We start from the raw sequence: 11,181 nt of genomic DNA on the forward strand, positions 1-11,181 counted from the left end.
ACACCCCTGAGGGGCGTTCCGGCCCTAGTAGATCTTCGGGAAGCTGAACGTGTAGCCCTGCTGCTTCAGCCACGGGAGCACCTTCTCCAGGGCCGCGACCGTCTGGTCGCGCTTCCCGCCGCCGTCGTGGAAGAGGAGGGTCGGGCCACCCGCCACCTCGTGCTTGACGGTGCTCACGATGGCGCCGACACCCGGCTTCTCGAAGTCCTTGGAGTCCACGTTCCAGCCGAGCGGCCGCATCCCGTGCGCCGCCGCGAGCTTGCGGTTGAAGGGGGTGAAAGCACCGCCCGGGGCCCGCCAGTACTGCACCTTCACGCCGCCCGCCGCCTGCTCGATCATCCGCTGCGCGTCGAGGATCTCCTGGCTCTGGTACGCCTCGGACTTCTTGTCCATCCCCGTGTCGTGCGTCATCGAGTGGTCGCAGAGCCGGTGCCCGGCCGCGAGGATCTCCTTGATGAGGTCGGGGTGGGCCTTCGCCTGCGGACCGACCACGCAGAAGACGGCCTTCACGTCGTTCTGCTTCAGCACCTCGAGCACCTTCGGCGTCCAGGTCGGGTCGGGTCCGTCGTCGATGGTGATGTTGACGGCCTTGCCGCCGCTCTCCGGCATGTGCACGATCTCGATCGGCACCGGCCGGGTGGGCTTCGCGTCCACCGCCGGCTTGGACTCCTTCGCCTGCGCCTTGTTGTAGCCGGACACCGCCAGCGCCCCGGCTATCGCGGCTATCAGGGCGATGACCGATGCCACGGTTATCGCTATGTTCCGCTGGCTCGCGGTGAGTCGTGCCATGGGTTGAGTCCCCTTCTCTCGTCGCGTCGCAGCACGGCAGGACTGAACACACAGCCAAACCCCCGCACATCTGCAGTGATAGATGCCGGTGACAGCGCGCCGGTTCCTACTTCTTCGGCGCCGCTGTCAATCCGGTGCACGCACGCAGCCCGGCACGGCGGTCGTTGATGCGCTTCGCCGCCGCGCCCTCCTGGGGCACGGGCACACCGCGCTGGTCCACGAAGCCCGGGGCGAAGCGTTCGCCGGCCACCTTCCCCTTGGCGATCGTCAGGGTGGTGATGCCGGTGTCGTTGGAGTTCGGGTAGGGCGAGGTGCCGTACCAGAGCAGATTGCCCATCCCGTAGGCGACGTAGGTCTGCCGCATCATCCCGGAGCCCAGCATCACGTGGGCGTGCGTGCCGACGACCGCGGTCGCCCCGGCCGCCGCCAGCTTGGCCGCGATGGACTTCTGCTCAGGACCCGGGCAGGACTGCCCCTCGGTGCCCCAGTGCAGATAGACGACCACGACGTCGGCCTTCTTCCTGGCCGCCTTGACGGCCGCCACCAGCTTCGTCGCCTCCAGCGCCGAGGCGATGCCCGGCTTGGTGGCCGTGGCGCGCCAGTTCTGGTTGGTGATGTCCTGCACCTGGCTGGCCGCGAGGACGGCGAGCCGCACGCCGCGGATCGTCTTCAGGTACGGGCGGTAGGCCTCGGCCTGGGTCGCGCCGATGCCGACGACCGGGATCGGGGCGTCCTTGACCGCGGCGAGGGTGTCCGTCAGCCCCTGCGCGCCGTAGTCGACGGCGTGGTTGTTCGCCATCGAGACCGCGTCCACGCCCGACTTCTTGAGCACGTCGAGCGCGCCGGCGGGTGTCCTGAAGTGGTACGTCTTGGGCTGCGGGGTGCCCCGGGTGGTGATCGCAGTCTCCAGGTTGACCATGGAGAAGTCGGCCGCCGCCAGGGTCTTGGAGAGCGGTCCGATCGCCGGCTCCGTCATCCCGTTGGTCAGCCGGGGCTGCGTGCGCTCCGTGAAGTGCACGTCACCCCCGAACGCGAGGGTGATCGTCCCCGGCGCCGCCGGAGCCTTCGCCTCCGGCGCCACCGAGCCCTCCGGCACGCCGTCCGCCGGCGCGGTGGGCGCGCCGGAGATCGGCGCCAGCACCTCGGGCGACGGCGTCGAGCCGGATCCACAGGCGGCGCTGAGGGTCAGCAGTGCGAGCCCCAGCGCCATACGTATGCGCCGTCGCGCTCTCGGTCCTTCAAGCATCGAGCAAGCGTACGACTCCCGAGCGGGTGTTTACGCCGCCCCGGAGAAGTCCGAAAAGGGGAATCAGACGGTCCGATTCAGCCGGTCTCCGTTCCCGAGCCGAGGGTGATCGCGTCGGCGACCTCCGCGACGCGGGCCGACTCCTCGGCGGCGAAGCGCTCGGCGTCCAGCTTCTCGGCGATCTCCTCGTCCTCGGCCATGAGCAGGTCGAGGTTGGAGTCGCCCATTTCGAAGACGCCCATATCGACGTACGCCTTCTGCAGCCGGGGACCCCACAGGCCGATGTCCTTCACGCACGGCACGATCCGGCTGAAGAGCAGCTGACGGAAGAGGTGGAGGTACTCGGAATTCTCGCTGAGTTCCTCGGCGTCCTTTCGCGGGATTCCGAAGTTCTCCAGCACCTCGACCCCGCGCAGCCGGTCGCGCATCAGATAGCAGCCCTCGATGACGAATTCCTCGCGCTCCCGGAGTTCACCGTCGCTGAGCTGCTTGTAGTAGTCGCGCAGCGCCATTCGCCCGAAGGCGACGTGCCGGGCCTCGTCCTGCATGATGTAGGCCAGGATCTGCTTGGGAAGCGGCTTGTCCGTGGTGTCGCGGAGCATGCCGAACGCGGCGAGGGCGAGTCCTTCGATGAGGACCTGCATTCCGAGGTAGGGCATGTCCCAGCGGGAATCGCGCAGTGTGTCGCCGAGCAGTCCCTGGAGCTGGTCGTTGATCGGATAGAGCATCCCGACCTTTTCCTGAAGGAACCTGGCGTATATCTCGGCGTGCCGCGCCTCGTCCATGGTCTGGGTCGCGGAGTAGAACTTGGCGTCCAGATCGGGAACGGATTCGACGATGCGGGCGGCGCAGACCATGGCGCCCTGCTCGCCGTGGAGGAACTGGCTGAACTGCCAGGAGGCGTAATGCCGCCGCAGGTCCTTCTTGTTCTGTTCGTTCATCGTGTCCCAGTAGCGGGACCCGTAGATCGTGAGCGCCTCGTCCGGGACGCCGAGCGGGTCGTAGGGGTCGACCTCCAGGTCCCAGTCGATCCTCCTGACGGCGTCCCACTGCTTGTCCTTGCCCTTCTGGTAGAGGGCCAGCAGCCGGTCGCGCCCGTCGTCGTACTCCCAGGAGAAGCGGGCGGCACCGCTCGCCGAGACTTCCCAGAGCGCTTCGGCCGGTGCATTCGTGTACAGCTCGTGCGTCGACACTGACGCCTCCTCGTCACTCGCCCGAATTCCTTACGGGGTGCGGTCGTTGGCCGTGCAGTCGTTGGCAGACTCACACGTGGGTTACCGCCGGGTCAACAAGTTCTGCGCGAGGGATTGACGTGCTTGCTGACAAGCAGTCTCATAAGCGTATGGCCCCCATCATGACCAAGATCACGGAGCGCGAGAAGGTCGCGGAGCGGCTGCTGGCCGCCTCCGCCCGACACTCCTTCGACCCCGACACCGAGCTGGACTGGGACGCCCCGTTCGAGGACGGGAAGTGGTTCTGGCCCCCTGAGCTGTGCTCTCTCTACGACACCCCGCTGTGGAAGCACATGTCGCAGGAGCAGCGCATTGCGCTGAGCCGGCACGAGGGCGCGAGCATCGCCTCGATGGGCATCTGGTTCGAGGTCATCCTGATGCAGTTGCTCGCCCGGCACATCTACGCCCTCGACCCCACCAGCCAGCACGTCCGGTACGCGCTGACCGAGGTCGCCGACGAGTGCCGGCACTCGATGATGTTCGGCCGGCTGGTCAAGAAGTCCGCCACCCCGGTCTACCGGCCCAGCAGGCTCAACCTCAACCTGGGCCGGATCCTGAAGACGTACGCCACCACGCCGGGCGCCTTCACCGGGACGCTGCTCGTCGAGGAGATCCTCGACTGGATGCAGCGGCTGACCTTCCCGGACGAGCGCGTCCAGCCGCTGGTGCGCGGGGTGACCCGGATCCATGTGGTCGAGGAGGCCCGGCACGTGCGGTACGCCCGGGAGGAGCTGACCCGCCAGATGTCGACCGCCCCCCGCTGGGAGCGCGAGCTCACCCGGCTGACCTCAGGAGAGATCGCCAGGGTCGTGGCGGGCTCGCTGATCAGCCCGAAGGTGTACACGGCGGTCGGGCTCGACCCGGCCTACGCGATGGCGCAGGTGAAGGCCAGCGGCCACCGCCGGGACGTCATGCTGCAGTCCGCGAAGCGGCTCGTCGAGTTCCTGGAGGAAATCGACGTGCTGCGCGGCCCCGGCCGCCGGCTGTGGCGCGCCTCGGGACTGCTGGCCTGAACGGCCCCTTACGGCCTGGTGCGCGGTCGTCACCGGACCCGCCCCCGGCCCCAGCGGTTAGGCTGCGCCCATGAACGGCAGCGCGGCGCCCGCATACCGCCGACTCAGCGTCGAGCAACGCCGTACGCAGTTGCTCGCGGCAGCGGTGGACCTCTTCGGGCACCACCGCCCCGAGGACGTGTCCGTCGACGACGTCGCGGCGGCGGCGGGGGTGTCGCGGCCGCTGGTCTACCGGTACTTCCCAGGTGGCAAACAGCAGTTGTACGAGGCCGCGATGCACAATGCCGCCGATGAGCTGATGAAGTGCTTCATCGAACCGTCGCAGGGGGCGCCGACGCAGCGCCTCGCGCACGCCCTGGACCGCTATCTCGCCTTCGTCGACGAGCACGACGCCGCCTACTCCGCGCTGCTGCGCGGCGGCAGCGTGGCGGAGACCAGCAGGACGGGCGCGATCGTCGACGGGGTCCGGCGCGGCGCGGCCGAGCAGGTGCTGCTGCACCTGGGGGCGCCGAATCCCGGCCCGCGCCTCGCGATGATGGTCCGCTCCTGGATCGCCTCCGTGGAGGCGGTCTCGCTGACCTGGCTGGACGAGGGCAAGCAGCCGCCGCTGCCGGAGCTGCGCGGCTGGCTCGTCGACCATCTCACCGGCCTGCTGGTGGTCACCGCGACCACCGACCTGGAGACGGCCGAGGTCGCCGCGGCGGCGCTGGCCCTGGAGACGCCCGACAGCCCGGCCGGCGAACTGGCGCTGCGGCTGGCCCCGATCGCGGAGGCCGTCGCGCATCTGCTCCCCGACAGCGACGGCCGTGGGATGCTGGGCGCGTGAGAAGCGAGAACACGGAGTTCGTCGGCGGCCCGCTGGACGGGCGCCTGATGGGCGTCCTGGTGGGCGCGACCGGGCAGCCGCCGAAGGTGTACACCGTGCCGGTGCCGGACGCCGACGGGGGCAAACCGGTGGTGCACGTCTACCACCGCGAGCCGAGCCCCGGCCCGCGCGCGGCACGGCAGACCCGGTGGGTCTTCGTGTACGACCCCGAGGGGACCGTGCCCGACACCCGGCTGAGGTGGCCGTGGTCGAGGAGCGTACGGAACAAGGGGACGCGTCCGTCCGGGGATTGACGACATAACGGCAGATGACGGCCGCGCGGGGATGCGGCGTCCGGCGGGTGTCGCACGGGTGTTGGTTCAGACCATTGACAGGATTGGTCCAGACCTGTTTGCTGCGCCTTGTCAGGCGCGCCGCGTCGTGCGCACTCCTTGAAGCAGAAGGAGCATCCCCCCGTGCTCACATCCCCCTTCCGCGGCCGGTCGAGATCCGCCATCGCCGGTGCGGCCACTCTCGCCTGTGTCGCCACCCTCGGCGGCCTGGTCGCGCTCGCCCCCGCCGCCTCCGCCGGCGAGTTCCTGGTCAACGGCGGCTTCGAGACCGGATCCCTGTCCGGCTGGACCTGCGACACGAGCGCCAAAGCCGTCACCGGGCAGGCCAAGAGCGGGAGTTACGCGCTCGCCGGCACCCCGGGCGCGGGCGACACCGCCCAGTGCAAGCAGACCGTCACCGTCGCGCCGAACACCGCGTACACCTTCTCCGCGCAGGTCAAGGGCTCGTACGTGTACATCGGCGTGGACGGCGGCGCCAGCACCTGGACGCCCGGCACCGGTGGCGCGTACCAGCAGCTGAGCGTCAACTTCACGACCGGCGCGAGCCAGACCAGCGCCACGGTCTACCTGCACGGCTGGTACGGCCAGCCGGCCTACTACGCCGACGACGCCTCGCTCAGCGGGCCGGGCGGCCCGACCAACCCGCCCACGACACCGCCCACGACTCCCCCCACCACCCCGCCGACGACGCCCCCCACGACGCCGCCGACCACTCCCCCCACCACGCCGCCCACCACCCCGCCGCCCTCCGGCGGACTGCCCACCCACGCGCTGGTCGGCTACCTGCACGCGAGCTTCGCCAACGGTGCGGGCTACACCCGCATGGCCGACGTCCCCAGCACCTGGAACGTCATCGACCTGGCCTTCGGTGAGCCGACTTCCGTCACCTCCGGCGACATCCGCTTCAACCGCTGCCCCGCGACCGAGTGCGCCGGCGTCGAGTCGGACGCCGAGTTCAAGGCCGCCATCCAGGCCAAGCAGGCCCAGGGCAAGAAGGTCGTCATCTCCATCGGCGGCCAGAACGGCCAGGTCCAGCTGACCACCGCCGCGGCCCGCGACACCTTCGTCTCCTCGGTGAGCGCGATCATCGACAAGTGGGGGCTCAACGGCCTCGACATCGACTTCGAGGGCCACTCGCTCTCCCTCAACACCGGCGACACCGACTTCAAGAACCCGACGACGCCGGTCGTGGTCAACCTGATCTCCGCGCTGAAGACCCTCAAGGCCAAGTACGGCAGCGGCTTCGTCCTGACGATGGCCCCGGAGACCTTCTTCGTACAGCTCGGCTACCAGTACTACGGCTCGGGCCCGTGGGGCGGCCAGGACCCGCGCGCCGGCGCCTACCTGCCCGTGATCTACGCGATGCGCGGCGATCTGACCCTCCTGCACGTGCAGGACTACAACTCGGGTTCGATCATGGGCCTGGACAACCAGTACCACTCCATGGGCGGCGCGGACTTCCACATCGCCATGACCGACATGCTCCTCACCGGCTTCCCCGTCGCGGGCAACACCGCCAACATGTTCCCGCCGCTGGCGCCCTCGCAGATCGCCATCGGCATGCCGGCGAGCACCAACGCCGGCAACGGCTACACCGCTCCCGCCGAGGTGAACAAGGCGCTGGACTGCCTCACCAAGAAGACGAACTGCGGCAGCTACACCACCCACGGCACCTGGCCCGCCCTGCGCGGCCTGATGACCTGGTCGGTGAACTGGGACAAGTACAGCAACTGGGAGTTCTCCAACAATTTCCGGTCGTACTTCGGAAGCTGACACCAACCAGCGGCAACCCGACGCAACCACGCACCGCCCCCGTCCGGACTGGCTTCCGGCCGGGGGCGGTCGTACTCTCCCTCGACAGGTCCAGGCCAGAGGGGGCACGCACACATGTCGGACCAGCCCGCCGGAATGTCGCGCCGGGCCCTGCTGACGGTGTCCTTCGGCGGCGCCGCGATGGCGAGCGCGGCCGGGATCGCCTGGCTGCGCAAAGGCCCCGGCACGGCCCGCGAGAAGGCCGCCGGCGGCGACCCCTCCGGCAGCCCGGCCGCGCGCCCCCGCACCAGGGGCCCCCGGCCGCCCGGCAGCGCGCCGCCCCCGCTGTGGACGTACCAGGGCCCCGAACTGGTGGACGTCGCGCCGGTGGCGGTGAGCGACACCCTCCTCGTCCTCAAGGGGTACGACGGCCTGATCGGCCTCGACCCCCGCACCGGGAAGCCGCTGTGGACCGCCGGCGGCTTCGAACCCGACGGCTCGCCGGTGGCCACCGGTGACGGCCTGCTCGCGGACGTGGCCTCCACCGTCGGCGCCACCGCCCCGCGCGCGGTCGACCCGGCCGCCAGGGGCCGGGTCCGCTGGACCCTGGAGCCCGCGGCCGGCCTCCGCTTCGCCCAGGACGCGCTGCTGGCCTCCGACGGCCGCGCGCTGTATCTGACCGCGTCCCAGGGCAGCCCGCTCGACGACGACTACACCGCCCTGCTGCTCGCCTACGACCTCAGGGACCGCCGCGAACTGTGGCGGACGACCGCCGGGCACAGCCCCTCCGAGGCGCCCACGGCGGTGCTGGCCGGCGACCGACTGCTGTACTGCGACGGCGGCGCCCTGACCTCCCTCGACCGGCGGACCGGCGACCGGCAGTGGACGCGCGCCCTGCCGGGGGCCGGCAACGGCCGCCCGGCGGTCGCCGGCCCGCGGGCCTACGTGGCGGGCGGCGGGGTCACCGCCATCGCCCTCGACGACGGCGCCGTCGCCTGGCGCCACAGCCCCCGCGACCGGACGTACAGCGATCCGGTCGTCGCCGACGGCGTCCTGTACGCCACCGGATCCGCCGCGGGCGTGCTCGCCCTCGACGCCCGCACCGGCGCCCCGCTGTGGGAGAGCGGCCCCGCGACACCGCTGGGCACCCAGTGCGCGCCGGTGGTGCACGGCGGAGTACTGCACGCACCCACCGCCGGGGGCCGGCCGTGCGTCGCCGCGTTCGACGTCCGCACCCGCAAGGCGGTGTGGAGCTACCGGGTCCCCGGAGCGGGAACCGGAAGCGGAACCGCCGCGGGCATACGCCTCGTCACCCGGGGTAGCGTCCTGTTCGTTCAGAACGGGAACTCGGTGACGGCACTGCCGATGGGCTGAGCAGGTGGCGGGGGACACCGCAGGGGTGACCGGATTGAGCGGAATCGCCTATTCCCACTGTCGAAGATACGACAACCCATGACAGGATCTTGACGCAGCAGGTGATCACCGCTGTGCGAACGGAAGTGAGGGGATGTCAGTGGCCCGACGGAACCGTGGGTGGATCCACCGAGCGGTGATATGCGGTGCGCTCCTCGCGGCCGCCGCGCTCTCGCTCCCCGCCCAGCAAGCGGCCGCCGCACCCCATGACCCCCCGTCACAGCCGCTGGTCCAGCTGCTGACCCAGCTCCAGACGCTGTACCTGCAGACCGAGCAGGCCACCGAGGCCTTCAACAAGGCCAAGGAAGCCGCGACCAAGCAGCAGGCCACGGCCATCGCGCTGGACAAGCAGCTCGCCGACCAGCGGGTCGCGGTCGCCGAGGCGCGCGACCAGATCGGGATGCTCGCCCGCCGGCAGTACCAGGACGGCGGAGTCTCGCCGTACCTCAACCTGCTGGTCGCCGACGAGCCGCAGGACCTCTTCTCGCAGAAGCACCTGCTGCAGCGGGCCGCGGGCAGCGAGGCCGAGCTCCTGGAGCAGCTGAAGGGCGGCGAGCAGCGGATCGCCGTGCTGAACGCCGGCGCCCAGGCCGCGCTCGGCCAGGCGCAGCTGCTGCAGACCCAGCAGGGCGCCGCGAAGGCGCAGGTCGAGGAGCACCTCAAGCGCGTCGAGACGATCATCGCGGGCCTGACAGGTGTTCAGCTCGAGGAGCTCCAGAAGCTCGAGGAGCAGGGCATCAACCAGGCCCAGAGCGACTTCCTGGACTCCAAGGCCCTCGGCACCGGCAGCCGGACGCCCTCCGAGACGGGCAACCGCGCGGTCGGCTACGCGTTCCTGCAGCTCGGCAAGCCCTACATCTGGGGCGACGAGGGACCGAACTCGTACGACTGCTCGGGGCTCACCTCCCAGGCCTGGCTGCACGCCGGGAAGGCCATCCCGCGCACCAGCCAGGAGCAGTGGGCGCAGCTGCCCAAGGTGCCGATGAGCCTGTTGCGCCCCGGCGACCTCGTCATCTACTTCCCGGGCGCGACGCATGTCGCCATCTACATCGGCAACGGTCTCGTCATCCAGGCGCCGCGTCCCGGCGCCTTCGTGAAGGTCTCCCCCATCGCCGCCAACCCGATCCTCGGAGCGGTCAGGCCCGACTCGGCGCAGGGCCCGATGAAGGACTACGTCCCGCCGGCCGTTCCCCGGGCGGACGCGGCGACGCCGATGGACGGCGGCTCCGACCGGGGCAACAACATCGGCTGAGGAACCGGAAAGGGGCCGGGCGGCTCGTACCACGAGCGGCCCGGCCCCTCCGTGCGTTACGCGCCCTGCGCCGGCTGTCCGGCCTGGGCGGACTGGACCTCGCCGAGGTAGGCCGCGGCCAGGGCCGGGTCGAAGAAGTACTGCTCGTAGTCGGCCGGGTCGTTGAACCCGTTGGCGAAGCGGTCCGCGACGGGCGGCAGCCCGCCCGCGGCGCCGATCAGCTGGAGCACGTGCTCGGGCGGCGGCCCGAGCATCGCGTTCGTCCACTTGGTGACGGGCTCGGCGATCTGCCAGTACCGGTCGAAGGCGGACCCCATCCACGTGGCGTCGAAGGGCTGGTCGCCGCGCTCGACGATGCTCTGGAGATAGGACGCGGCGCACTTGGCGGCGCTGTTGGAGCCCTGCCCGGTGATCGGGTCGTTGGCGACGACGACATCGGCAACGCCGAGGACGAGCCCGCCCGACGGCAGTTCCGCGACGCCCTGGCGGACGGTGGGCGCGTAGCGCCCGGCCAGGGTGCCGTTCGCGTCGGTGAGTTCCACCGAGCGGGCCCGGTCGTACTCCCACGGGGTGAACTGCCGCATCAGGTCCAGGGTGAGGCGCAGGTGCTCCTCGGGGTCCTTGACGCCCTGGAAGACGTCGAGGGGGCCGCCGGGGACGCCCTCCCAGAAGAGGATGTCGGCGGGGCCCGAGGTGGTGAGGGTCGGCATGACGAAGAGCTCGCCGACGCCCGGCACGAGGTTGCAGCGCACCGCCAGGAAGCCGGGGTGCTCGGGGCGCGGGCCGAGGCCGTGCACGTACGCGACCGCCAGCGCGCGCTGCGGGGCGTCGTAGGGCGAACGGGCGGCGTCGCGGGCGAACATCGAGACCAGCTCGCCCTTGCCCGCGGCGACCAGCACCAGGTCGTAGGCGCGCGAGAAGTAGTCGAGGTCGGAGACGGCGACGCCGTGGATGACGAGCTTGCCGCCGCGCTCGGCGAAGGTCTCCATCCAGCCGGCCATCTTCACCCGCTGGTCGACGGATTGCGCGTAACCGTCCAGGCGGCCCACCCAGTCGATGGGGCGGGAGGCGTCCGGGGCCGCGACCGAGACACCGACACCCTCGATGCGCGGCGCCTGCTCCTCCCAGAAGTTGATGCCCAGGTCGCGCTCGTGCTGCAGCGCGGTGTCGAACATGCACTGGGTGGACATCACCCGGCCGTCGCGTATCTCGTCGGCCGTGCGGTTGGACATGAGGGTGACCTCGTAACCACGGCCCTGCAGACCCAGGGCCAGTTGGAGCCCGGCCTGACCGGCTCCGACGATGAGTATCTTGCGCATGATGAAG

At 70.6% G+C, this 11,181-nt stretch carries 10 protein-coding genes; 6 read left to right on the forward strand and 4 right to left on the reverse strand.

The window, feature by feature from the left end; all coding sequences use genetic code 11:
- Window positions 1-24 precede the first annotated feature (24 nt).
- From O3X23_RS28260 to O3X23_RS28270, 3 genes are all read right to left on the reverse strand, one after another.
- A complete protein-coding gene (locus O3X23_RS28260; protein ID WP_269274408.1) occupies window positions 25-789 on the reverse strand; it encodes a polysaccharide deacetylase family protein in 765 nt (254 codons plus the stop codon).
- Between the two features lie 106 nt (window positions 790-895).
- Window positions 896-2,035, reverse strand: coding sequence for a CapA family protein (locus O3X23_RS28265; RefSeq protein WP_269274409.1), 1,140 nt, complete (start codon window positions 2,033-2,035; stop codon window positions 896-898).
- 77 nt (window positions 2,036-2,112) lie between these two features.
- Window positions 2,113-3,228: a ferritin-like domain-containing protein gene (locus O3X23_RS28270; protein WP_269274410.1), complete on the reverse strand. Its 1,116-nt coding sequence runs from the start codon at window positions 3,226-3,228 to the stop codon at window positions 2,113-2,115.
- A 161-nt stretch (window positions 3,229-3,389) separates the two neighbouring features.
- Between O3X23_RS28270 and O3X23_RS28275 the strand changes: the two genes are divergently transcribed.
- From O3X23_RS28275 to O3X23_RS28300, 6 genes are all read left to right on the forward strand, one after another.
- Window positions 3,390-4,280, forward strand: a complete 891-nt coding sequence (locus O3X23_RS28275) for an AurF N-oxygenase family protein (RefSeq protein WP_269274411.1) — start codon at window positions 3,390-3,392, stop codon at window positions 4,278-4,280.
- Window positions 4,281-4,350: 70 nt separating this feature from the next.
- Window positions 4,351-5,106, forward strand: a complete 756-nt coding sequence (locus O3X23_RS28280) for a TetR/AcrR family transcriptional regulator (RefSeq protein ID WP_269274412.1) — start codon at window positions 4,351-4,353, stop codon at window positions 5,104-5,106.
- Window positions 5,103-5,399, forward strand: coding sequence for a hypothetical protein (locus O3X23_RS28285; protein WP_269274413.1), 297 nt, complete (start codon window positions 5,103-5,105; stop codon window positions 5,397-5,399). Before O3X23_RS28280 ends, O3X23_RS28285 begins: the two co-directional genes overlap by 4 nt.
- A 162-nt stretch (window positions 5,400-5,561) precedes the next feature.
- Entirely contained in the window at window positions 5,562-7,211 is a 1,650-nt protein-coding gene (locus O3X23_RS28290) for a chitinase (RefSeq protein WP_443047997.1), read from the forward strand.
- A 114-nt stretch (window positions 7,212-7,325) separates the two neighbouring features.
- Window positions 7,326-8,564 (forward strand): PQQ-binding-like beta-propeller repeat protein, encoded by a 1,239-nt coding sequence (locus O3X23_RS28295; protein ID WP_269274414.1) that lies wholly within the window; start codon window positions 7,326-7,328, stop codon window positions 8,562-8,564.
- Between the two features lie 175 nt (window positions 8,565-8,739).
- The gene (locus O3X23_RS28300) at window positions 8,740-9,855 is read left to right on the forward strand and encodes a C40 family peptidase (RefSeq protein WP_269274415.1); all 1,116 of its coding nucleotides are present in this window, start codon (window positions 8,740-8,742) and stop codon (window positions 9,853-9,855) included.
- 56 nt (window positions 9,856-9,911) lie between these two features.
- On the opposite strand, the gene O3X23_RS28305 is transcribed toward O3X23_RS28300, so the two are convergent.
- Window positions 9,912-11,174 carry a styrene monooxygenase/indole monooxygenase family protein gene (locus O3X23_RS28305; protein WP_269274416.1) on the reverse strand — a complete coding sequence of 421 codons (1,263 nt, stop codon included), beginning with the start codon at window positions 11,172-11,174 and terminating at the stop codon, window positions 9,912-9,914.
- Between the last annotated feature and the right edge of the window lie 7 nt (window positions 11,175-11,181).

It is taken from the genome of Streptomyces sp. H39-S7, assembly GCF_027158205.1.
In the GTDB taxonomy this organism is placed as follows: Bacteria; Actinomycetota; Actinomycetes; order Streptomycetales; family Streptomycetaceae; genus Actinacidiphila.

What these genes read in the sequence shown, in the direction of transcription:
- O3X23_RS28280 (WP_269274412.1), top strand. Translation starts at nt 4,351, where the DNA reads ATGAACGGCAGCGCGGCGCCCGCATACCGCCGACTCAGCGTCGAGCAA.
- O3X23_RS28265 (WP_269274409.1), bottom strand. Translation starts at nt 2,035, where the DNA reads ATGCTTGAAGGACCGAGAGCGCGACGGCGCATACGTATGGCGCTGGGG.
- O3X23_RS28260 (WP_269274408.1), bottom strand. Translation starts at nt 789, where the DNA reads ATGGCACGACTCACCGCGAGCCAGCGGAACATAGCGATAACCGTGGCA.
- O3X23_RS28305 (WP_269274416.1), bottom strand. Translation starts at nt 11,174, where the DNA reads ATGCGCAAGATACTCATCGTCGGAGCCGGTCAGGCCGGGCTCCAACTG.
- O3X23_RS28275 (WP_269274411.1), top strand. Translation starts at nt 3,390, where the DNA reads ATGACCAAGATCACGGAGCGCGAGAAGGTCGCGGAGCGGCTGCTGGCC.
- O3X23_RS28295 (WP_269274414.1), top strand. Translation starts at nt 7,326, where the DNA reads ATGTCGGACCAGCCCGCCGGAATGTCGCGCCGGGCCCTGCTGACGGTG.